The sequence below is a fragment of the Methylobacterium nodulans ORS 2060 genome (genome assembly GCF_000022085.1).
Taxonomy (GTDB): domain Bacteria; phylum Pseudomonadota; class Alphaproteobacteria; order Rhizobiales; family Beijerinckiaceae; genus Methylobacterium; species Methylobacterium nodulans.
Genome location: NC_011894.1, coordinates 6,731,523 through 6,754,272, shown reverse-complemented (window position 1 = coordinate 6,754,272; position 22,750 = coordinate 6,731,523). Strand labels below are relative to the sequence as shown.

Sequence of the window (22,750 nt, the reverse complement as noted above, 5' to 3'; positions counted from 1 at the left end):
CGTCGCGATCCGCCTCGCCGTCGAGGGCGGCGCCGAGGTCAGACGCGCCTCCGACGAGGCCGGCCGGGCGGGCCAGCAGGCGTTCCAGGGCGTCACCGCCGCGGCCGACGCTGCGGGCGCTGCCGCTGACCGCCAGGCCGCTCGGTACCAGCGTCTGGCCGAGGCCGCTCGGCAGGCGGAGGCGCAGGCGCGCGCTCAGGCGAGCGTGAATGCGCTGCTCGGCGTCAGCACGCCCCAGGTTGGCTCCGCGCGCGCCTCCGCCGCGGTGTTCGAGGAGCAGGCCCGGGCCGCCGAAGCGGCACACGCCCGCATTCGGGCCATCAGCGATGGCTGGCGCGATCTCGGCGCGACCGGCCGCGCCACCCTGACCCAGATCGAGGCCGACCGCGCCCGCGCCGAGGCGAATGCGCAGGCCTCCCGGCGGCTGGGCTCTCTCGGGGTGACGCCGCAGGCCGCCAATGAGAACGCGCCGCCTGCGGTCGGACGAGATCCGCAACCTGATGTTCCAGGACGGCGATATCGTCTCATCGGCCGCCTCCGGCATGAGCCCGGCCCTGATTGCGCTTCAGCAGGCCCCGCAGATCGCGCAGACCTTCGCCGGACCGGGTGGGGCGAGCGTGAAGGGTGCGCTGACGCAGGCCGGCGAGGCGGCGGCGGGATTGGCCACCCGGATCGGGCTGCTCGGGGGCGCGGTCGGTGTCACCTCCGTGGCGATCATCGCCGGGGGTGCGGCGCTGCTCTCCTACCAGAACCGGATGCGCGAGGTGGACCGCCTGCTGGCCGGCACTGGCCGGGCCTCGGGCGCGAGTGCGCAGCAGGTGAACGCCGCGGCCGTCGCCATCGCCGCCTCGGGTGAGGTGTCCGTGCGCGAGGCGCGCAGCATCGCGGCGACCCTCGCCGCCACGGGGCGGATCGGGGTCGAGATGTTCGTGGCCCTCGGGCGGTCTGCGAAGGACTTCGCGGCCACCACCGGCCAGGAGGTTGCGGACGCCACGCAGGAGCTGGCGCAGGCCTTTGCCGATCCGGCCAAAGGGGCTCAGACCCTCAACGAGAAGCTCGGCCTCCTGAACGCCCGCACCGAGGCGACCGTCCGCAACCTTGCGGAGCAGGGTGACCGCCTCGGCGCACAGCGCATGCTGTTCGAGGCCTACAGCGCCAGCCTGTCGCGCGCGGCGGATCTCACCTCGCATCTGGGCGACGCCACCAGCGCCTTCGGGCGCGTCGCGTCGAACCTCGCCTACGGCACGCGCCGGCTCGGCACGATCTACGGACACCTTGCTCGCCTGCTCGCCCAAGCAGGATCCGGCGGTTGTGACCATCCGCAACAACACGGGCGCGCCGGTCGCGGTCCGGTCGGCGGGGTACGGCCACGAGATCATCATAGGCGATCGCTCCGATGCGTGACGTCTCGGTCCTCGCCCTCGACAGTCTGTTCGATGTCGCCCGCCGGCACGAGCTGACGGTGGCGCCGGGCAGCAGCGTCGCGGAGATCGTCGCCGCGGCCTACCCGGGCCTCACGGATGGGATGCAGCGCCTGCTGCGCGTCACCATCGGCGACGAGGAGGTGCTGCCGGCCATCTGGCACCGGGTCCGCCCGAAGCCCGGCACGCAGCTGATCATCCGCCCTGTCCCGCAGGGCGACATCATGCGCAACGTGCTCACCATCGCGGTGACGGTCGGCGCGCTCGCCCTCGGGCAGTTCTACGGCCCCATGCTCGCCGGCTCGCTGCTGGGTCTGCCGGGCGCTGCGACCGGCACGCTGGCATCGCTCGCGTCGGCGGTCATCACCGGCACCACGCTGCTGGCCGGCACGCTCCTGATCAACGCACTCGTCCCGCCGCGCTCGGACGCCAAGGACAAGCCGACCTACAGCATCCAGGGGCTGCAGAACCAGCTGACGCCGGATGGCGTCGTGCCGCTCGTCCTCGGCAAGATCCGCTCCGCGCCGCCCTATGCCGCCACGCCTTACACGCAGGCGGTGGGCGACGAGCGCTATGTCGTGGCCTCGTTCCTGTGCGGCTACGGCCCGCTGGCTATGCGCAACTGGCGTATCGGCGAGACGCCGATCGAGCGGTTCACGGACGTGACCCTGGAGACCCGCCAGGGCTACGCCGCCGACGAGCGCCTGACCCTCTACCCGCAGCAGGTGATCGAGGAGGCGCTGTCGGTCGAGCTGAAGTCGGCCGCTGCGCCCACCGGTGGCCCGCAGATCCGCACCACTGCTTCGGACTGCACCGGCTGCGAGATCGACATCAGCGCGCCGTCCGGCGTCTTCGCCGTGAACAAGGACGGCGGCTACCAGACCTTCACGGTCTCCATCAACGTGCAGTACGCCAAGAGCGGCACGGACGATTGGGTCGCGGCGCCGCCGATCGTCATCAGTTCGAAGAAGTCGAGCGCCCTGACCCGCACGGTTCCGATCGCATTCCCCGAGCGCGGCCGGTACGACATCGAGCTGACCCGCACCACCCTCGACTGGGACGAGGCGGATCAGAGCAAAAAGGAGATCCAGCGCCACGGCCGCACGGTGTGGTCGGTCCTGCGCTCCTTCCGGCCGGAGTACCCGATCGACTTCGACAAGCCGCTCGCGCTCGCCGCCTGCCGGATCCGTGCCACCGGCCAGCTCAACGGCATGCTCGACGCGCTCAACTGCGACATGGCCTCGATCTGCCCGGATTGGGACGCGGCCTCGCAGACCTGGGTCGTGCGCGAGACCAACAACCCGGCCAGCCTGTTCCGCTACGTGCTCACCGGCCCGGCGATCACCTACCCGTTCACCCTGGACGAGGTCGCGGCCCTGGAGGATTGGCACGCCTTCTGTGCCGCCAAGGGGCTGACCTACAACCGGGTGCATGATTATGAGGCATCCGTCCTCGACGTGCTCGGCGACATCGCCGCGGCCGGCCGGGCGAGCCCGCAGGACAGCGGCACCGCCTGGGGCGTGGTGATCGACCGGGCGCTCGACACGGTCACGGCCCACATCTCGCCGCGCAACTCCTGGGGCTACCAGGGCGAGCGGCCCTACACGATCCTGCCGCACGCCTTCCGGGTGTCCTTCCTGGACGAGACCAACGGCTTCGCCAAGGCCGAGCGGATCATCCCGCTCCCGGGCCATACCGGGCCGATCACGGTCACCGAGAAGATCGACCTCCCGGGCGTAACCAACCCGGATCAGGTGTATCGGGAGGGGCGGCGCCGCGGCTACGAGCTGCAACTGCGCCGCGATACTCACACCGCGAACCAGGACTTCGAGGCGCTGCAGTGCTCGCGCGGCGACCGGGCTCAGCTCTTACACGACGTCCTCGACCGGACGATGGTGGCGGCCCGCGTCCAGGCCGTGACCACGATCGCCGGCCGCACGAACGTCACCCTGGACGAGCCGGTCACGATGGAGGCGGGCCAGACCTACGCCGTGCGCTTCCGGCGCGACGACGGCTCCAGCCTGCTGCGGACAATCCAGACGGCACCCGGTGAGACCAACACGGTTGTCCTGACCGGGGCCGGCACCGATCCGGCTGTTGGCAACCTCGCCTTCTTCGGCCCCAGCTCGCGCGAGTCCTTCGCCTGCACGGTCAAGGGCATCGAGGCGATGCAGGATCTCTCCGCTCGCCTCACCCTCATCGACCACGCTCCCGAGATCGAGGCGCTGGTCGATGCCGAGGTGCCGCCACCGTGGAGTGGCCGGGCGGGCGGCGAGGCGCAGGAGCCGGCCGGCGCGCCGCTGGTGGCGATCATCGACGCCGTGCTGTCCCAGGGCGCCTTGCGGCCGATGCGGCCACGCCGTCGAACCCGACCCCCGTGGTGGTGGTGATCCGCGCCAACCCGCAGGAGACCTTGCCCATCGCCTCGTTCGAGGTACGCCACCGCAAGATCGGGACGCCGACATGGCTCTTCGCGCCCGGAGCCGCGGCGGCTGGCGCCGTCGTGCTGCCGGGCTATCAGCGCGGTGACGAGCTCGAGCTGCAGGGCCGGGCGGTGTCCACGCTCGGCACGCCGGGCGACTGGAGTGCGTCGCTCACCCATGTGGTCGCCGCGACTGATCCGGATGCCCCGTCGCCGCCGCAGAACCTCTCCGCGACGTCGCCTTCCGCCGGCACGATCCGCGTGCAGGTCACCAGCGGCCCGAGCCCCCAGACTGCTGCCACGCAGATCTACATTGCTTCGGGCGCCTCCGCCCTGTTCGCAAGCGCCACGAAGCAGGGCGACCCGATCGCCAGCGGTCTGAACACACCGCTCCCCGTCTTCGAGATCACGGACCTGAGCCCCGGCCCGTACCGCATCTGGGCGACCGCCCTCGACAGCCTTGAGAACCCCATCGAGAGCGTCCCGGTCGGCCCCTTCGACATCACGGTGGCTTGACCGGTCAATCCTTCCATCCCCATCGACATGCAGGACGCCCTCCGGGTGCCCTCTCCAACCCTGGGACGCTTCCGCATGGCTGATGCCGGCATTCGCACGACCAAATCTGCCTCTGGACGACGGGAATGCCGCCTCCGAGATACTCGTTCACACCCAGATCACCGGTCAGCCGGGGCTGTCCGGGCTGCGGCGTCAGACGCTGGAGATCCTCGCCCAGCGCCTTAGCGGTCTCGCCGGCCTCGACCCCAGCATCGCCGCCGAGCTCTTCCGGCGGGTCACTGCCTTGGATGCCGAGATCGATGCCTTTCAGGCGTCCCTTGATCCGATCGCCGACATGTTCAAGGTTGACCCCGCTGGCGCTCTCGACATCGTGGACGAGAACGGTGTCCCGATCGCCCGCTTCAGCGAATATGGGCTACAGCTCAATGACGTCCTGAGCGGCCCGGCCGTCGAAACGGATCGCCTGCACGTCGAGAACGCTCTGGAGATCACAGAGCTGAACGCCTCGGGGTTCAGCCAGGGCGATACCGTCTTCACGGACGAGGCTGGCTTCGTGCTGTTCGTGATCCCGGGCAGCGGCGGCGCCGATACCGGCACCGGGGCAGGTGACGGTGACTTCCGCGCGGAGGAGATCGGGGCCGAGAATGCCCGCGCGCTCGGCATCGCCGCCCTGACCCGATCTCAGGTCAACGGCTATACGGCCTCCCTGTCTTTTGGGCTCAACCACCTGTTCGTCGACGGGCAGTCCCTTGGTCAGGGCTGGGAGGGTTGGCCGGTCAAGACGACGGCCGGGCGATCCGACGTCCTGATGATCGGGCAGTCGGTGCGCCCCGGTGGGGCCTATGACGATTCCAATCCAAGTCCTGTCGGCGATGCCGTGCTGCGCCCCGCTGTAGCCACGGCCTAAAACAACGACACAGGGGCAATCCTGTCTGCCGCGCAGCAAGCCGCTCTTTCTCCCGGCGTCGGCACGCTCGGAGAGGAGCCGGGCTTGGCCGCGTGCTTGTTCGCCCGCGATCTGCAACTGCAGCACTTCGCGCTCGCCAGCATGGATGATCGCAAGCTGGTGATCTCGAACTGCGCGGTCGGCGGCCGGACGATCGAGCAGCTTTCGAAGGGGGTCAGCCCGGAGCTGTTCAATCGCTTGCGCGTCATGTCCGCCGCTGGAAAAGCGGCCGCCCAAGCCGCCAATCTCACATATGGAATACCTGCGGTTCTATGGCTTCAAGGTGAATACAATTATGTCCCTGATTTCGGCGGCTCAATCAGCAAATCATCGTATAAGGCGAAACTCGCCCAGCTCATTTCGGATATAAAATCCGAACTTGTGCCGAACCAGAGCAAGCCGCCGGCACTCATCATGTACCAAACCGGAGGGCAGTATACCAGCGACGCCGCAGACCTGTCGATCGGTGACGCGCAGTGGGAACTATCGCAAGAAATGGCTGGGGTTTTTATCGCAACCCCGAGCTATCCCTTCACGGACAAGGGCGGTCATCTCACCCCGAACGGCTATCGGTGGATGGCCCTGTATTTCAGGAAGGTCCTGCACGAGGTGCTGACCCTCCGGAGGATCCTGGCGGCCGTTGAGCCCTCTGTCCATCGTGGCCAGGGGACGCACCATCCTCGCCAGCTTCCACGTCCCTGCGCCGCCTCTGCAGTTCCGAGCTTTCTGGGCGGGGACGACGCCTGTCGATCTCTCGACCAAGGGGTTCACTGTCATCGATAGCCTTGGCGTCGTTCCGATCAACAGCGTTGAGATCGCTGGAGACGCTGTCGTCAAGTTCACCTTGGGACGCTCACTGAGCGGCGTCGCGAACCTCTATTACGGTCGACAGGCGGAGGCATTCGGCGGGGGGAACCTCTGTGATAGCGACCCTCTGCAAGCGCCATTCAATTAGGAGTATGCGGCCGGTTCCGGAGATTATGCTGCGGATAACATAGCCTCACTTGTCGGCAAGCCCTATTCGCTCGCGAATTGGTGCATCGCCTTCAAGCAACCTGTCGCTCAAGTCTGACGGATCTGTCATGCCCCGCATCACCATCAGAGGCGCCGACGCCTCCGCCAGTGCCTCCCGCTACATTGCGCCCGTGCCGGACGGCCTGGAGTACCTGAATTTCTTTGGCTTCTCGTCTACGGCGGCGGGGAGGAACCTTGCGCCTGGCAAGCCAGGCGGGACGGTGATTGGGGCGCCGGAATTCACGGCCAGCCTCATGCGGATGAACGCGAACAATTACGTGAGGACGCAAGTCTCCGATAGCGACGCCGTCACATTGATGGTTGTTGCTGGACAGGACAGGCTTGCAAGTGGCGTCTACGGCTGCCGTGACCGAGAAGTACCAGCGCAATCTGGAGGCGCTGGTCGAGAAACTCGCCGTCACGGTCGAACGGAACACCGGCACGAACGCCGCCGTTACCGCAGCGCTGAAAAGCCGGACCGGCATCTTCGAACGGCTGCATGAGGCGGTCGAGCAGGCCAAGGTGGAAACGCGCAGCCTGATCACCGACCTGAAGCAGCACGGGGTCACCAACGACCAGTGGACCCGTGACAAGCTCGACGCGGCGGTTGGTCGAATCGAGACCATCCTTCAGCGCATTGAAGACCTCCGGCGGGAGGTGGGCCGGTGAACCCGTTCCGCTGGCTCTGGCCGCAGCAGGATGAGCCCCGGATCGAGCCGTCATGGGGCGTCCGCCTGCGGCTGGCTCGGGCCGAGCACCGGCATCGGCGGTTGAGCTGCGATCTCATCCGGGTGGCTCTGGACGAGTTCGACCGCACGGCCGCCGAGATGGGCCATCCGGTCGCGTTGAATCCAGAATGGTTGCAGCGGGTGCTCGCCGAGCTGACGCACCGCTATCTAGAGGCGCACGGACAGTCAATTCTTGATGATCGAAGAGATAAATCGATGACCTTGCGCTCCATTCAGCGCCAACCGTAGGCGTCAATCAACAGCGAATGTCGAAACTGAGTGCTCGAGCTGGATCGCGTGCGTGTTAAGCTTCAGCTCTGAACCGGAGCCGCGGCACCGTCATGCGATTCGCATTCATCGCACTCGTCTTTGCACTCGTGACCGCGACGGCCTCGCATGCAGCTGATGATCCGATCCTCTTGGCCGCAACCGACCTCACCGGAGAAATCATGTTCCGGGAGTCCGGGGCTCCCGGCATGGTCCTGGTGGTCGTGCGTGGCGACCAAGTGCTGATCCGCGGCTATGGCGAGACTGAGAAGGGCAAAGGAAACAAGCCGGACGGCGCGAGCCTCGTGCGGCTGAACTCCATCACGAAGGTGTTCACAGCAGAGGTTCTGGTATCGCTCGCGTCTGAAAGAAAGCTCGCCCTGACCGACCCCTTGCAGATTTTCGCCGCCGACGCGCGATTGCCAGACTTCAACGCCCGCCCCATCACATTGCTCGATCTGGCCACCCATTCGGCGGCGCTGCCGCGAGAGATGGGCGACGCGCCCGACGGCGTAAACCCTCGGGCTTGGCCGACATACGACGATCGCTGGACGTGGCTTCCCAGCTATCGACTGCCGTGGGAACCCGGTACCATCGCCTCCTACTCCAATGTCGGGTTCGACCTCTTGGCCGATGCCATCGGGAAAGCCGGCGGCCGCTCCTATCCCGATTTGCTGCGCAGCCACGTCACGGGGCAACTCGGCATGACGGATACCGGGTTCGCACCAACGCCCGAGCAATGCGCGCGGCTGATGATCGGCTCGGGTCTTGGAGGCCCTGCAACCTGCGTCGACACGCACGCGACGGACGGAAGCGGCGGCTTGTACAGCACGGGAAATGACATGGCGCGCTGGTTGCGCCACAACCTCGACAGCGCGAACCCAGTGCTGGCCCTCAGCCAGGCTGTCTACCGCCCACGCCAGTCGATGCCGGCCGCGATCGGCTTTGACGATGCCGCGCCGATGGCGGGTCTCGGGCTCGGCTGGGTCGCGGTGGCGGCACGAGGCATCGAGCCGATGCTCTTGATCAAGAGCGGTGGCGGTGCAGGATTTATGAGCTACGTCGCCTTCGCCCCCGGCCGCGACGTCGGCGTGTTCGTCGTCGTGAACCGCGTCGATTTTGCCATGTTCTCCTCCCTGACGGATGCTGCCAACAAGCTGATCGCAAACCTCGTGACGCGCTGATTCCGAGGTGGAGAGATTGCTAGAGGAAGGGTGAAATGCGCTTCTCGTAGTCCCTGAATTTCCATGACTGACAGTATTGTATCGAGCAATTTACAGGCGTGTCGCACAAGTTGGTGAAGCGCAGAGATGCGCCAGCCCCGGTCATTGCAGGAAGATGTAGGGGGCCCTCGTTCCACCGTAGCGGCCCCTTCATAGCCAAGCTGGTTTGGCTTCGACCCTGATGCGCCCTGCGCAGAACCAGCAAGCCCGCACGACGTCGCCGCAGCGGACTGTTTCGTTGCCAGGGACATTGTGCCCTCCTGCATCTGATCCGGGGGCGTTCTGAGCCCGGCTGCCCTCCCGCAGCCGGGCTTTTTTCGTCTCAGCCCTCCTGATCCGGCCACCGCACGTCCCGCCTCATGATCAGCGGCTTGCCCGCCTCAGCCGACCACTCGCAGGCCAAGACCCATCGCTCGCGCACGGCAGCGACGGCCTGCCCCTTTGTCTCCGCGGTTCCTGATTTCTCGAAACCAAGAGCGGACGGCGACTGCTTGAGGAGGATGCTCCAGGCCCATTGAGGCGCCCAGGTCGGCACGCTGATGGTCTTGTAGACCCGGGCGAACAGGTGGCCGTCGACAGACGCAACGAAATCGTGGCAGTCCTCAGGCCATGTGGGCCGCCACGTGAGAGGGTGCGCATGGTGAACCCGCATCTCGGCGGCGGATGCGATGCGCTCCACGTGCTTGATGGAGGGCACGCCGGCCTTGTCGGTTTGCCCGGCGTGCTGGACCCGAGCGAAGGCTTTGGCGTCTGCGCTGGTCATCATGGCTCAGTCACCCTCGCCAGCAGGATCGCGGTCCTCACCGCCTCCAGGCGATCTAACGCCCGAACGCCCGACGAGGATGCCCCGATAGCGCACCGGCTGCCGCTTCGCCGGAGGTCTCCGCAGTCCCGCCCCGGGCTACCTCGGCGCCAGGCCGGCCAGCGGTTCTGTGACAAATCCACTTTGCAGACTGGAGTGACCTTTCAACCCGGTTGCAACAGGTCGGTCTCACGCGCGAGGGCTGATGCAGCTTCACGGCGGGCGCAGAGGAGCCGGTCGAGAAGGGCATGAGGACCTGCGTGCGGTTTCCGCTCCCGCTCTGAGGTCCCGCAGCCCTTGTCGCTCGTGCTGCCGGGGCTCGCCGAAGGATGAAATTGTACAAATCGTCTGTTAAGACCAGCCAGGTTCGCGTCTTTACAGGGTCACAAGCTGCCGTTCCCTCAGCCCGCCCGTAGCAGAAACACCAGGATAAACCGGGCACCCGGCTCGGCAGCCCCGGCGGTCAGTTCGCCCCCGAGCTGTGCGGCGAGCCTGGTGATCACCCTCATGCCCAGGCTCTCGCGGCTCTTGGCCAAGTCGAACCCGGGCGGTAGGCCGCGCCCTGCGTCCGACACCTCCAGCCGGTAGCGGCCGTCCGGGAGGTTCGTCCCTAGCACCCGCACCTCGCCCTCCTCGCCTGCGGGATAGGCGTACTTGTAGGCGTTGGTCAGCAGCTCGTTGACAAACAGGCCGAGCGGGACGGCCAGATCCGCGCTCACGATCGCCGGTTCTGCGTGGCAGACGGTCGAGTGCCTGGGCGCGGTCGTCCCAACCGCCGAGCAGAGATCGCAGAGGAAGGGCCTCAGATCGATGTCACGTGTCCCGGCACCGCGCCAGAGCTGGTCGTGCACGCGAGCAACGGCATGCACCCGCTGCGACGCCTCCTCCAGAGCGCGGCGCGCCGCGCCTCCGAGTGGCCGGGCTTGCAGGGTGAGCAGGCCGGAGATGAGAGCGAGGCTGTTCTTCACCCGGTGACTGACCTCCAGCAACAGAGTGCGCTGAAGCTCGGACGCCTCACGCTGGTCCGTGATGTCAGTGCAGACGCCGATCCCCTTTTCAACCCGCCCCGCCCGGTCGCGGAGCGCCGAGATGCGGAGCATGAACCAGCGCCAGACTCCCTCGGCCCTGCGTATCCGGCATTCCATCTCAAAGGGCCGGTTGCTGCCCACGGTCTCCTGCCATGTCGCGGCTGCCCGGTCGCGGTCGTCGGGATGGAACACCTGCCGCCAGCCGTCGCCGAGCAGCGCTTCGGTCGGCAGGCCCGTGTAGGCGCCGTACTGCTCGTTGACATAGGTGTTCCACCCCGCGGGGTCAGTCTCGAAGACCAGTCCTGGGATCGCGTCGGCCACCGCTCGAACACGAGCCTCACCGGCCCGGGCCTCCGCCGCCGCCTGCCGTTCCAGCATCTCGGCGGTGACGTCCTCGACCTGGTGAATGATATGGCGGACCTCGCCGTCAGGGCCGAACACCGGACTGTTCAGAGGCGACCACCAGCGGACCTCGAACTCGCCGCTGGGGCGACGGATGTCGTACTGCTGTACCGGCATGCGGTCGGACGCCCGGTTCTTCAGGACCCGCTCAAGCGAGGCGCGCAGGTTGCGCGCGCCGGTTGCACCCGGGTCGGCCGGGTTGTCAGGAAACGCCTCGAACAATCCCTTACCCACCAGCTCCTGCCGTTGGGTCATTGTGGCCTCAAGGTAGGATTCGGAGGCTTCCTCGATGGTGAAGTCCGGCGCAAGGACCAGATGGGCGGTCCGCTGCGCCTCGTAAAGCTGCCGGTAGCGCTGCCGGGCCGCGTCGAGACCGTCGATCCGGCCGGCGGCCCACATCACCCCGGCCCCGAGAAGCACGGCCGTCACCGCGCAGACGGCGATCAGACGCAAGTCCGGCGGGACGTAGCCTGCGCGCGTGGCGATCATGGCCGCGGCCCCGATGCCGATCGGCACGATGACCGCAAGCGGTAGCAGGACGCGCGAGAGGCTGCCGCCGAGAGTGCCCAGCGTCAGGCGTCGTGGCCAGCCCCTGAGCGGCTCGGCGGCCAGCGCTCCTCCCGACAACACCACCAGCACGACAGCGGTGGGCAGGGAGAGCGCCGAGAACCCTGCCACTTCAAGGATCGATGCGTCGAAGAGATAAGCCAGCAGGGCCACGCTTGCGAGCACGAGGGCCACCGTTGCCGCCGCCACCGCCGGGAGCGCCATCCGGCGCCGCGCCTTCGCGGCGGTCGCGAACGCCATGAGGAGGAAGCATAGGGCCGTCACCTCAGCCATGCGACCGGGATGCGGATAAGGCCCCGGCTGGTTCGCCAGCCGATCGGAGAACAACCATCGGTCCAGGCCCAGGTCCAGCCCGGCATACGCGGCAAGGTTCAGCAGGGAGACCACGACGACTGCCGACGCCAGACCGACCGCAGCCCTGCGCCCGTCGGCATGTTTGACGCCCTGGAACAGCAAGGCACCCCCACAGAAGGCCATCGCCAGGGCCGTCATTGGCTGCGCCGCGGGAAAGCCAGGGACCACGGATTGCAGCGCCGTGATCTCTGCCCCCCATCCCAACAGAACGAGCAGACCGGCAAGGATGGCGAGGACGCCACAAGCTTGCGAGAAAAGGCGCAGGTTCATCGGGGGGCGGTTCTCCCCACAGTCACGGCCGGAACAATTCCGTTGGGGGGAAGTTCCTGGCAGCGTCGGCTGAGTCCGTGCCTGTTACGACGGCAACGCACCCGAGCCGTAGATCGGTTCAACTGCACTGGCGTCGAGTTGCTCTGCGGTTAACCCGAACCGAAGGCACCGCACGATGGCCGACCCGGCTCCGGCTCCACCCCCGCCAGCCCTACGGCCCGCGGGATCCCCCATCCTGACCGCCGGCGGCATCGTCCTGGCGATCGCAGGACTCTACTTCGGCCGGGATATCTTCGTCCCCTTCGCCTTGGCCATCCTCCTGAGCTTCGCCCTGACGCCACTGGTCAACTGGCTCAGGCGATGGCGGCTGCCGCGGATTGCAGCGGTTCTCGTCGCCGTGACCCTTGCCTTCATCCTGATCGCGGGCATCGCCTTTGTGGTCGGGCGCCAGCTCGTTCAGCTTGCCAACAACCTCCCGAGCTATCAAACCACCATCACCGACAAGATCCGCTCGTTGCAGGCCTCCGCTCCCGGCGGGGGAATCGTGGACAAGGTCACGACCACCATCAAGGACGTCGGCAAGGAGATCTCGGGCGAGCAGCCCGCCGACAACGCTCCGGCGCAGACACCCGGGTCCAGGCTCGGCAGCGGCACCGCGCAGGAGCCGGTCACCGTGAGGCTCGAAGCGCCGCGGGCCAAGCCACTTGAGATCATCCAAACCGTCGTCGGTCCGCTGCTGGCGCCGCTCGCCACAGCAGGCTTGGTCGTCATCTTCGTGATCTTCGTGCTGCTCGAGCGGGAGGACCTGCGCGACCGCTTCATCAAGCTGGCGGGAGCAGGCGACCTCCAGAAGAGCACTCAGGCCATCAACGATGCCGCCGCCCGGGTCAGCCGCTATCTGCTGATGCAGCTCGTGGTGAACCTGACCTACGGCATCCCGATCGGCATTGCCCTCTACTTCATTGGCGTGCCGAATGCCCTGCTGTGGGGCCTGCTGGCAGCGGTGCTGCGGTTCATCCCCTATCTCGGCCCCTTCCTGGCCGCCCTCTTCCCGATTGCCCTTGCGGTTGCGGTCGATCCCGGCTGGACGATGCTGTTCTGGGTGGTAGGGGTGTTCCTGGCAGCGGAGCTCATCAGCAACAACGTCATCGAGCCATGGCTCTATGGTTCCAGCACCGGGCTGTCGTCACTGGCCATCATCATGGCGGCGATCTTCTGGACCAGCCTGTGGGGGCCGGTCGGGTTGTTCCTCGCGACGCCTCTGACGGTGTGCCTCGTGGTCATCGGCCGCTACGTGCCGCAGCTCGAATTCCTCGGCGTTCTCCTCGGCAGCGATCCGGTGCTCGCACCGGAGGAGCGGCTCTACCAGCGCCTGCTGGCCGGCAATCTGGAGGAGGCAGTGGAGATGGCCGAGGACTACGTCGACGAGCACTCCTCGCGCGAGTTCAACGACAACGTGGCCATCCCCGCCCTCCGCTTGGCCGAGAACGACCGCCAGCGCAGCACCACCGACACCAACTACCGGCGGCTCGTCGCCGACACCGCGATCTGCGTCGTGCGCGAGATCGAGGACCATGTCCGGGAGAAAGCCTCCGCCGACGAGCCTGGCGAAGATCGCTTGCCGTCTGCCGCAGCGGAGCGGCCGCCGTCCGTCCTCTGCCTGGCGGGGCGCACCGAGCTCGACCGCGCGGCGGCCGAGATGATGGCGCAGGTGCTCGAGGAGCGGGGCATCGGCGCCCGGGTTCTGCCGCCGATCGCCGTCAGCCAGGGGGCCCTGGGACAGCTCGACCTCCAGGGCGTGGACGTGGTGTGCCTGTCCTACCTGCATCCGCAGCCGCAGGTCTATGCCCGGTACATCTGCCGTCGTCTCCGCCGCCGGGCGCCTCATGTGAAGCTCGTCGTCTGCTGCTGGAACCTGGCGCCCGGGACGGGGCAGGCAGATGACCTCAAAAAGCAGGTGGCGGCCGATGCGGTCTTCGTCTCGCTCGAGGCTTGTGTCGACCAGGTGAATGCGTGGGTCTGCCGCCCGGCACCGCCCGGCGAAACGCCCCCGGTCCTTCCCGACTCCGAGCAGGCGCAGCTTGCGGCGCTGCACGACCTTGGCTTGGCCTCCGCGAAGGGCCGTCAGTTTGATGAGGTGTCCAGGACGGTTGCGCAGGCGTTCGACACCCCGATCGCCCTCGTGTCCTTCGTGGACGAGGTGCATCGGCCCCAGCCGGATGCGGCAAGCCTGAACCTGGAAACCCAGGTCACCGAGCAGACTCCTCGTGAGGAAACGCTCGACGCCCACGTGATCGCGGCGAACGAGGTGCTGGTCTCCGAGGATGTGACCGAGGATCCCCGCTTCGCGGACGATCCGCTCGTGCTGGAGAAGGGCATCCGTTTCTACGCCGGGGCTCCGCTGCGGACCTCGGCGGGATTGGTGATCGGCACCCTTTGCGTCATCGACACCCGGCCCCGCGAGTTCCCGGAGCCAGACCGCCGGCGCCTCCAGGATATGGCCGATGAATTGATGAGCCGGATCGAGCGTCGCTCTGCGGAAGACTCGGGCAAGGCCCAAGCCGACCTCGTCACGGTCGCTGCCAGGACGTGAGGCAGCCCTCTGATGCGGCCCACATGACAGACACACCGCGCCGCCGAGGAATAGGTCTGAACCAGGTTGCCGGACGGATTAAGACCGGACTTGCGGAAGACGTGCACTGCTCACCAGGTTCGTCAAACTCCAAACTTCCTACAAGGCGTAAGGTCCGGATCAGGTCAGCCCCGGTCATTGCGGGCGAAGGCGTAGAGGGCTGCTGTCCGCCCATCGCTGCCCTTCCATAGCCAAGCTGGTTGGGTTTCGAGCCTGATCCACCCCGCGACTGGAGCCAGCAAGCCCACCCGGCCCCGCCGCGGCGGGCTTAGTCGTTCCCGTGCAGGCGCGGCGCGGGCCTCGCCAGCAGGATCGCGGTTCGCACCGCCTCCAGGCGATCTAGCGCCCAAACGCCGGACGAGGATGCCCTGGTAGACCAGCGGCGGTCATGCGCGCCTTGGTCGGTCTACCGCCTACTCGTGTTCGCTGAGCTTGAATGTAGCCTTGCCGGTGTCGAGCAGTTCGTTCGTCTGCTCCCGCTTGGGTGACACGTCATCGTCGTGGCCGATCAGGTGCAGCATCGCCACGCGCGCTTCGATTGCGGCCGCCTCAGCATCAAACTCAGCGGCCATTGCGTTGAGCGTGATCACGATCGGATCGTGCTGATTGCACATGGCGCGGGCCAAGCACCGGCACTGCTCTGCCTTTTCTCGGAAAAAAGCCACGCTTTGCATCGCACTTCACTGGACGAAAGGCGAAGACTGACGCATTCTCTCGTGAGAACCTATCGCGAATTGAACAATCCGCCACACAAAATCATACGAAGAGGCGCGGCATAAGCCTTAGGAGCCATATCACCATACCAGATGTTGCCGGTGCGATCGGTGCGGCTACCCTCGTTGTGGCAGCACAGCCGCGCTTCGGGCGCTCGTGGAACGCCAAGGCCGGCCGGGAGCGGTTCAAGGTGGTGTGAATGGGGGCCTGAGGGCTGCTGGAGCGGTCCGGCACTGTCACGGCTTGCCCCCCCGCGAATGGATCTCCACTTCAACGCCGACCGGGCTTCCCCGCCCGAGCCGGCGTCTTTTTGCACTCTCAGGGCAGTCTAAACCATGCCCCTTCCGGATTGGATTTTTCGCGTCGCGTACTACTACGGCTACCGTGCAGCCAGAATAGTTTGGAAATTTACTAAACCTCATCATTTGGGCGCAGTTGTGGCGCTTTGGTACAATGAGCAGGTTCTTCTTGTGCGGACGTCCTACCGTGGAACCTGGGATCTGCCTGGAGGAGGTGTTGAGGCACACGAAATTCCAGCTCAAGCAGCAATTCGCGAGATCTCAGAGGAGCTAGGCTTCAAAATTTTACCTGAACAAATACACCTGGCCCTGATTGTGGATCACTTCTGGGAGAACCGGCATGACAAGGTGCACATTTTTGAAACACATCTCTCAAATGTTCCGACTATTAAAATTGATAAGCGAGAAATAGTCGAGACGCGCTTTTTTAGCGCCGTTGAAGCTATGGCTTTAACTTTGCAGGCGGATCTTCGGAATTACTTTCGCACGAAGGCGCAGATTTAAAAGGTGGTATATCGCATTAATCTGAATTTCGCGATATGGGTTTAGGTCTAAGCGAGGCGGAGCCAGCCTCACCATCCTGCAGCTTATGCGAATGATGTGCTCGCGCTGGAGTGTCGCCCGCTCATCCGCTGCGCAGCTCTTAGCCTTCATCCGGCCACGGCACATCCCGTCCGACCACCTTGCAGTGCGCCGGCAGCGAATGTTGGCCACCAGCTTTCTCCTTAGGGCGTCGTCGCTCAGCTTTTAGCTCGTCGCCTTCAACTTCCTGGGTGAGTGCCATCCGCGACCGCCTAGGCTACGAAGCCGGCTCGGTTTGATTCGCGGGGCACAGGATGACCGGGACCTCATACTCCTTCGTGCCGTCGCCTGTGATGGTCGCTCCGCCTCCCGCTCTGCTGGTCAATGACGAGGTGCAGCGGGTGCTGCTCCGCTTCACCGGTCTGAGCACGCGTGCACAGGAGCAGGGTGATCCCGAGATGAGCGCCTGGATCGATCGGGTGGGCCTGCTGGCCGTCGCTGCGCGGCTCCGGGCTCAGGGCGGGGCGGATCCGATCCGGTAGCGCAGGTTTGGGCGCCGCGCCGGCGTGGTTGCCTGACGCCGGTCTGAACAAGCCCATCTCAGCCCGCCCGGCCCCGCCGCGGCGGGCTTTTTCGTTTCCGGCATTAAGCCTGGATCTGACCGCACCCGTAAGTTCTACTTGCACACTCTAGGTTGGGCTGGTGGCGCTCGTATTTCCTAAACCTCTAGATTTCTAAATATCTAACTTTAGAATACCAGCATCTTCTAAGGTCATAATTGTACAACCAGCATGATCGCTCATCGGCGATTCAGCCCAAGCCGGACGTGCGGACAGTCCCGGGGGCCTGCAAGGCGCGACTAACCGACTGATACACAAGGATAATTCGGTTCCGACAGACCAGCGGATCCAGCATTATTTCTCCAATCTTGCTTGCATCCGATGTATAGACACCACCATATACTGTGCTAACATTATGTCAGAGGCCCAACAGCAGGTGGTGTAGAGCCGACCGAAGGCACCCACTGACGCATCTCCTGCTGCGTCGGCTGGTGCTGAGGTCTGAATCTGCGCCGCTGCCCCCCTGCCCGCTCGGGCCGCGCCATCACCCGTTTGGGTATCTGCACCGAGGTCGCCTGTTATATCGATCGCCGTCTCCCGGCGCGCGTTCGCGCGCCATTTCGACAGCTTCCAGGGCTTCGACTTCCACGGGGGCGAACCGCTATGAGCGCCCCGCACGATCGTCGCGCATTCCTGCGCGGCTTGGTGAGCCTCCCGCTGATCGGGGGCAGCATCACCCTCATCGGCAACCCGACGGGTGTGGCCGAGCCCGCTTCGGACTTCCTCCTCGAGCAGGACAGCACGTGGGTCGAGGGGGAACGCCTTCGGATCGCGGAGGCGCGCCACGACACGCGGGCGATCAGCGATCTCTTTGGCCCAGCCTACGAGTGGCAGCTCCGGGAGTGCGAGGCAGCGCCCGAGGAGGTGCGCGCCCGCGTGGCGACCCGCGCAGCCGTGGCGCTGAGTGCGGTCGGGTGCGACTGGCGTGGAGGCCGGACATGAGCCCCCTCGCCTCTCTCCTGCACCTCTGGCGGAGCTTCGCCTCCCGAACGACCTGGATATGGACCAGGTCGGGCACCGGCTGCGCTGCACGGAATGCGGCCGGGGCGGGATAACCGTCTATCCCGACCACACGGGATGGATCCGGTACCTGCGGGTGACAGGATAGAAGGACCGGGAGCCCTGGTGGGCTCCCATGGTCAAGTAAGGCTTTAAGCTGAGGTAGGGGAAGCGGACCGGGACTAGGGGAAGCGATGGTGTTGCCCGGTCCGCCGGTGGTACGGGCTGTGCCGTGCGTGCGGTGGGACTGGCCCGTGCCACATCCTCCGTATCGCACGGAACGGGTCTTCCCCTCACTCACGTAGGTTGACCGTAGCCGAAGGTGACCATGGCTCGGGGTTGGCCAAATCGGATTTGGCTGGGTCAGACGTACAGACCTTCGGCCTGCATATTCATGAGCAGGCGGCGGGCGACGGAAAGCGCCGCCTGCGCCCGGTGTCGGGTCAACCTTTTGGCGGATTGGCTCTGCAGTAGGGTAGAGAAACGAGACTGGAAATGATGCCGCCCCAAGCCCGTGGCAAGCTATTGCGGTAAGTTCCTAGCCCGACTTCGTCAGCGACGGTCAGTGATCAGTTGCCTCGTTCATCATACGATAAAGCAACCCTCCCGAGATCGGCCTACAGCTGATCCAGAGGGTTAATTCCTCCCCGGAGAGGATCGGATGACCACCCCACATTCAACCGCCCAGGTTGAGCCTGGGCGTGGGACTCTGACGAACACGGGACGCAAGAACCCCAAGAACACAGCTAGGCGGGTAATTGAGAAGGCGGTCTCGCTGATGGCCATCACCGCTCCAGATGGCACGGTCAACATGATCAACCTTATTCACTACGACGCCTACACCGCCATCCCACCAGTCTAGCTCAACAGTAGTACAGACCTTCGACTTAAAGCTTGGCGAGCAGGCGCCTTCCGGCGTGCCGTAGTGCGCCGTGATCTTCTGCTGGTGCCAGTCGCGCAGCTCGCGCAGGGCCGTGAAGTAGCCGGCGGTCTCTTCGCGGGTCAGGTGATGCGGCTCGGTGCGCTCGCTCGAGAGGACGAGCGGCATGATCGAAGTTTGGCGGCCTGCTTCACGGGGCTTGACGACCCACGCGAGATCAGTCGCTGCCGATCATGAGTGAGCCCTATCACACCAACCCGAGCCCGCCCGGCCCCGCCGCGGCGGGCGTCGTCGTTATAGGGCGTGTCTGCAAAGGGTGCGCAGCGAGGGTCGGCGCACCCATCTGGAGGGCGTGCTGCAAATAGGAGAGCAAGATGGCCGCGTATCTCATCGCTCAGCACAAGATTACGGACCGTGCGGTTTTCGAGGAGTTCCGCAGCAAAGCCATCCCGCTCATCGAGAGCCGGGGTGGCCGATTTATCGTGCGATCGGAAAAGGTTGAAGTGCGCGAGGGCGACTGGGCGCCGGATATGGTTGTGGTGATCGAGTTCCCCGACCGGGAGAAGCTCAGACTGGCTCTCGACTCTCCCGAGTTCCAGAAGCTTCGTGAGCTGCGGCGCAAGAGCGGGAGCGGTGTGGTGCTTGTTGTTGAGGGTGAGTGAGGCGTCCCCAAGCCCAAGCTAACCTGCGTGGAGAAGGTGAGCTTCCCTGCGAGACTAGGGCGTCTCTGCACAGGGATTCAAGGGTAGGACTTTACAGAGACGCCCTGGTACTACAGGCGGGTTTGCCGAAACTCCCTTCGGGAGCCAGTCCTACCGGTCGCGCTCCGCCATCGGATCCCGAAGGGCACGGAAGCTTCGCTGTACGACCTCCGGCTGTAGTACTAGCCCTCGTCGGCCGGGCGGGCCGCTCGTGCGGACCGCCTGCGATAAGTCTTCGGCGGTGGCGCCGCGACATGGCTCGGCCCAGGGTCTCCAGCCACGCGGCCAATCCGGTCGGAAGCGGCACCTCGCCGCTGGCCCAGCGCTGCACCAGCCGGTCAATCGCTCTCCAGCGCCTCGGCCAAGCCCCGCTGCGACCAACGGACCAGGGCAAGGCATTCGCGGAAGCGATCGGGCGTCGTGGCCCTGTCCCTCAATCCAGCCGGGGATCATCCCTCAGCCATGCCCGCAGGGTGCGGACCCTCCGGGAAGCCGTCAAGGATCACCCCGTCACCAGCCCGCCCAGCCTGACCTAAGCGGTCCGACCACGCCCCTCTGCGGACGCTGAGCCGACGGCCGCTTCGCGCCGATTTCGTTGAAAAACTCGCGGGCGATCTGGATCGAGCACCGATCGGCTGAGCGAGCCGATCCAACATGAGGGGGATCCCGGCCGATCAGGCCGGGCTCAGCTGCTGTAGCGGGATCAGCTGGGCGAGCTTCCTGAGGTTCTGGGCCGCTGCGGCGAGGTGGAACTCGTCCCGGGCCCCGTTCGGACCCCGCAGCCGCAGCCGATCCAGCTTCAGGATTCGCTTGAGGTGGGCGAACAACATCTCGACCTTCTTGCGCTCGCGCCGCGAGGTGCGGCCCTCCTCCGAGGCGCAGATGTCGCGCGCCATCTGCCGGGCGCCTTCGTGGATCGAGCGCGGGATCTTGCGGGCGGGTGTGGTGGGGCAGCATCGTGGCTTCAGCGCGCAGGCGTCGCAGTCGCGCTTGCTGGCCCGGTAGCGCATCATGCCATCGTCGTCGACGAGCGGGAACGGCGTCCGATAGACCTTCTGGCGTGGCCGCAATGGGTGGCCGGCCGGGCAGGTGTAGGCATCGGCTGCAGGGTCGTAGGTGAAGGCTGACCGGCTGAAGGTGCCATCGCGGCGCTCGGACTTGTCGAAGACGGGGATGTGCGGCTCGATCCCGCGCTCGTGCACGAGCCAAGCGAGCTGCTCGGCCGACCCGTAGGCACTGTCGGCCGCAAGCCGGGCCGGCCACAGCCCGAAGCGGTCCTGCGCGCGCGCGATCATGGTGCGGGCTGCCCCGACCTCCGCCTGCCGGATGGCGCGGCTGGCCTCGACATCGACGATCACGGCGTGGTCGAGGTCGATCAGGTAGTTGGTGGCGTAGGCGAAGAAGGCATGGCCCTTCAGCGCGCCCGTCCACTGCGCCGCCGGGTCGGAGCGGGAGACGAACTTCGGCTGGACCTCGCTCGCTGCTCCCCAGGCGGCTTCGTCGAGGGTGTCGAGGTACTCGCGCACCGACCGGCGGATCCGGGCGAGATCGTTCCAGTCGACGGCCTCGGAGGCGTCTGCGGAGCGCTGCTTGTTGGCATCGGCCCGGATCAGGCTGGCATCGACCGCGAAGCCCTCGCCACCGACCAGCCCCTCCTCGATGCAGCGCTGCACGGTGGTCTCGAACACCTCGCGCAGCAGGTCGCTGTCACGGAAACGACCGTGTCGGTTCTTGGAGAAGGTCGAGTGGTCGGGCACCGCGCCATCCAACCCGAGCCGGCAGAACCAGCGGTAGGCGAGGTTGAGATGCACCTCCTCGCACAGACGGCGCTCGGAGCGGATGCCGAAGCAGTAGCCGACGAGCAGCATGCGAACCATCAGCTCGGGATCGACCGAAGGCCGACCCGTGGTGCTGTAGAAGGGACGCAGGTGCGCGCGTAGGCCCGACAGGTCGACGAAGCGGTCGATGGCGCGCAGGAGATGGTCGGCGGGTACGTGGGTATCGAGCGAGAACTCGTAAAACAGGGCGCCCTGCTCGACTTGCCGAGGTCCCATCATCTGCTTCGATCTCCGTCTTTCGACAGGAGTGAATCACCCCGCGACTACCGCCGCAACAGCGGAGTTTTTCAACAGAATCCGCCACAAGCCGACTTCGCCTTCGAGCGGAAAAAGGTCCGCTCGTGGTGCAGGAGCGAACCTGGATGCAGCAGGCACCAAGTCAGGTGGCCACAACATTCCCATCGCCGGAGCCCAAACATGTTGACCCGCCGACGTGGCTCAGGTCGGTGTCTGCTCGCAAGCCTCAAGGTTGCCAACCTCGGCATCGTAGCGGGCCTGCGCGGCATCGATCTGCGCCACGTGCCGGAAGGCCCACGCGCCGAGAGCCTGGACCGGCTCGGCGAGGGAGTGCCCCATCTCGGTGAGTTCGTAGTCCACCCGCGGCGGGATCGACGGCGTCACCGTCCGGCTCACGAGCCCGTCCCGCTCAAGGTTGCGCAGCGTCAGCGTCAGCATCCGCTGCGAGATGCCCTCGACCCCACGCTTCAGCTCGCTGAAACGGCGTGACCGCTCACGCAGGAGCATGATGACGAGCACGCTCCACTTGTCGCCGATGCGCGAGAGCACCTGCGAAACCTTCATGCACGCGGGAGAATGGCGCGAGACAGGGGCGGTTACTTCCATGTGACCTCGGTATCATTTTTGTGCCGTCTTGCGGCGTATGGGCAAGCTCATATCATAACCCGGTCACAAGAAGGAACCAGGTTCCGAGATGAAACTTTTGCACATCGACACCAGCATCCTCGGGGCCGGCTCGGTCTCGCGCGAGCTGTCCGCCCTGATCGTCGAGCGGCTCACCCGTGGCACGCAGGCCGAGGTCACCTACAGGGATCTCGCCGCCGAGAACCTGCCGCATCTCACGCCGGCGACCCTGCCGAGCGCCCACCCGCTCTCCGCCATGGCAGGCCCCCTCGACGCGACGGCGCAGGCCGCGCGTGCGGCGAGCGACCGGATGCTGGAGGAGTTCATCGGAGCCGACACGGTGGTGGTCGGCGCCCCGATGTACAACTTCACCATCCCGTCGCAGCTCAAGGCTTGGCTCGACCGTCTCGCGGTGCCCGGCAAGACCTTCCGCTATGGCGCGAATGGGCCGGAGGGCCTAGTGGGCGGCAAGCGCGTGATCGTGGCGGTGACCCGCGGCGGCTTCTACGGCCGGGAGAGCGGTGCCGTCTCGGCCGAGCACGCCGAGAGCTACCTGCGTACGATCCTCGCCTTCATGGGCATCACTGAGCCCGAGTTCGTCCTGGCCGAAGGTCTCGCGGCCGGCGACCACAACAAGGCCCAGGCGCTCACATCCGCCCGCGCCGCCGTCCAGCAACTCGCCGCCTGACCCGAGCCGGCACCTTCTCCTTTCCCTTCAAAGAGT

The 22,750-nt window shown here is 66.1% G+C and carries 20 protein-coding genes; 14 read left to right on the top strand and 6 right to left on the bottom strand.

Features of this window, described 5'->3' with window-relative positions; genetic code table 11:
• Nucleotides 1–458: 458 nt before the first annotated feature.
• The 8 genes from MNOD_RS49480 (at nt 459) to ampH (ending at nt 8,498) form a co-directional block, all read left to right on the top strand.
• Entirely contained in the window at nt 459–1,460 is a 1,002-nt protein-coding gene (locus MNOD_RS49480; RefSeq protein WP_043749777.1) for a phage tail length tape measure family protein, read from the top strand.
• Nucleotides 1,397–3,811 carry a host specificity factor TipJ family phage tail protein gene (locus MNOD_RS31400; RefSeq protein ID WP_050783440.1) on the top strand — a complete coding sequence of 805 codons (2,415 nt, stop codon included), beginning with the start codon at nt 1,397–1,399 and terminating at the stop codon, nt 3,809–3,811. Before MNOD_RS49480 ends, MNOD_RS31400 begins: the two co-directional genes overlap by 64 nt.
• Entirely contained in the window at nt 3,802–4,359 is a 558-nt protein-coding gene (locus MNOD_RS31395; RefSeq protein WP_210161789.1) for a hypothetical protein, read from the top strand. Before MNOD_RS31400 ends, MNOD_RS31395 begins: the two co-directional genes overlap by 10 nt.
• A 283-nt stretch (nt 4,360–4,642) precedes the next feature.
• Nucleotides 4,643–5,266: a hypothetical protein gene (locus tag MNOD_RS41900; RefSeq protein WP_157091603.1), complete on the top strand. Its 624-nt coding sequence runs from the start codon at nt 4,643–4,645 to the stop codon at nt 5,264–5,266.
• Between the two features lie 84 nt (nt 5,267–5,350).
• Nucleotides 5,351–6,088: a sialate O-acetylesterase gene (locus MNOD_RS41895; protein WP_015932989.1), complete on the top strand. Its 738-nt coding sequence runs from the start codon at nt 5,351–5,353 to the stop codon at nt 6,086–6,088.
• A gap of 597 nt (nt 6,089–6,685) precedes the next feature.
• Nucleotides 6,686–6,988, top strand: a complete 303-nt coding sequence (locus tag MNOD_RS31385; protein ID WP_043749772.1) for a hypothetical protein — start codon at nt 6,686–6,688, stop codon at nt 6,986–6,988.
• Nucleotides 6,985–7,296, top strand: coding sequence for a hypothetical protein (locus MNOD_RS31380; protein ID WP_015932987.1), 312 nt, complete (start codon nt 6,985–6,987; stop codon nt 7,294–7,296). Before MNOD_RS31385 ends, MNOD_RS31380 begins: the two co-directional genes overlap by 4 nt.
• A 92-nt stretch (nt 7,297–7,388) precedes the next feature.
• Complete coding sequence (gene ampH, locus MNOD_RS31375; protein WP_015932986.1) at nt 7,389–8,498, top strand: D-alanyl-D-alanine-carboxypeptidase/endopeptidase AmpH; 1,110 nt, start codon at nt 7,389–7,391, stop codon at nt 8,496–8,498.
• 361 nt (nt 8,499–8,859) lie between these two features.
• Here ampH and MNOD_RS31370 read toward each other — a convergent pair whose 3' ends face one another.
• Both MNOD_RS31370 and MNOD_RS41890 read right to left on the bottom strand, forming a co-directional pair.
• Nucleotides 8,860–9,303, bottom strand: coding sequence for a hypothetical protein (locus MNOD_RS31370; RefSeq protein WP_015932985.1), 444 nt, complete (start codon nt 9,301–9,303; stop codon nt 8,860–8,862).
• A gap of 437 nt (nt 9,304–9,740) precedes the next feature.
• A complete protein-coding gene (locus MNOD_RS41890; RefSeq protein ID WP_015932984.1) occupies nt 9,741–11,960 on the bottom strand; it encodes a sensor histidine kinase in 2,220 nt (739 codons plus the stop codon).
• A 175-nt stretch (nt 11,961–12,135) separates the two neighbouring features.
• On the opposite strand from MNOD_RS41890, the gene MNOD_RS31360 reads away from it, so the two are divergent.
• Nucleotides 12,136–14,553, top strand: coding sequence for an AI-2E family transporter (locus tag MNOD_RS31360; protein WP_015932983.1), 2,418 nt, complete (start codon nt 12,136–12,138; stop codon nt 14,551–14,553).
• Nucleotides 14,554–15,005: 452 nt separating this feature from the next.
• Here the strand turns inward: MNOD_RS31360 and MNOD_RS48385 are convergent, their stop codons facing one another.
• On the bottom strand, nt 15,006–15,182 hold the full coding sequence (locus tag MNOD_RS48385) for a hypothetical protein (RefSeq protein WP_198157559.1): 177 nt from the start codon (nt 15,180–15,182) through the stop codon (nt 15,006–15,008).
• Nucleotides 15,183–15,641: 459 nt separating this feature from the next.
• On the opposite strand from MNOD_RS48385, the gene MNOD_RS44420 reads away from it, so the two are divergent.
• From MNOD_RS44420 to MNOD_RS31345, 3 genes are all read left to right on the top strand, one after another.
• Nucleotides 15,642–16,109 carry an NUDIX hydrolase gene (locus tag MNOD_RS44420; RefSeq protein ID WP_015932981.1) on the top strand — a complete coding sequence of 156 codons (468 nt, stop codon included), beginning with the start codon at nt 15,642–15,644 and terminating at the stop codon, nt 16,107–16,109.
• A 332-nt stretch (nt 16,110–16,441) separates the two neighbouring features.
• Entirely contained in the window at nt 16,442–16,669 is a 228-nt protein-coding gene (locus MNOD_RS31350) for a hypothetical protein (protein WP_015932980.1), read from the top strand.
• A 681-nt stretch (nt 16,670–17,350) separates the two neighbouring features.
• Complete coding sequence (locus tag MNOD_RS31345) at nt 17,351–17,689, top strand: hypothetical protein (protein WP_015932979.1); 339 nt, start codon at nt 17,351–17,353, stop codon at nt 17,687–17,689.
• A gap of 733 nt (nt 17,690–18,422) precedes the next feature.
• Here MNOD_RS31345 and MNOD_RS47310 read toward each other — a convergent pair.
• The gene (locus tag MNOD_RS47310; protein WP_157091602.1) at nt 18,423–18,794 is read right to left on the bottom strand and encodes a hypothetical protein; all 372 of its coding nucleotides are present in this window, start codon (nt 18,792–18,794) and stop codon (nt 18,423–18,425) included.
• A 206-nt stretch (nt 18,795–19,000) separates the two neighbouring features.
• Between MNOD_RS47310 and MNOD_RS31340 the strand changes: the two genes are divergently transcribed.
• Nucleotides 19,001–19,288, top strand: coding sequence for a DUF1330 domain-containing protein (locus tag MNOD_RS31340; RefSeq protein ID WP_015932976.1), 288 nt, complete (start codon nt 19,001–19,003; stop codon nt 19,286–19,288).
• Between the two features lie 713 nt (nt 19,289–20,001).
• On the opposite strand, the gene MNOD_RS31335 is transcribed toward MNOD_RS31340, so the two are convergent.
• The gene (locus MNOD_RS31335) at nt 20,002–21,384 is read right to left on the bottom strand and encodes an IS1182-like element ISMno9 family transposase (RefSeq protein WP_012631264.1); all 1,383 of its coding nucleotides are present in this window, start codon (nt 21,382–21,384) and stop codon (nt 20,002–20,004) included.
• A 219-nt stretch (nt 21,385–21,603) separates the two neighbouring features.
• Complete coding sequence (locus MNOD_RS31330) at nt 21,604–22,008, bottom strand: winged helix-turn-helix transcriptional regulator (protein ID WP_015932975.1); 405 nt, start codon at nt 22,006–22,008, stop codon at nt 21,604–21,606.
• A gap of 88 nt (nt 22,009–22,096) precedes the next feature.
• On the opposite strand from MNOD_RS31330, the gene MNOD_RS31325 reads away from it, so the two are divergent.
• On the top strand, nt 22,097–22,714 hold the full coding sequence (locus MNOD_RS31325) for an FMN-dependent NADH-azoreductase (protein WP_015932974.1): 618 nt from the start codon (nt 22,097–22,099) through the stop codon (nt 22,712–22,714).
• Nucleotides 22,715–22,750: the final 36 nt, after the last annotated feature.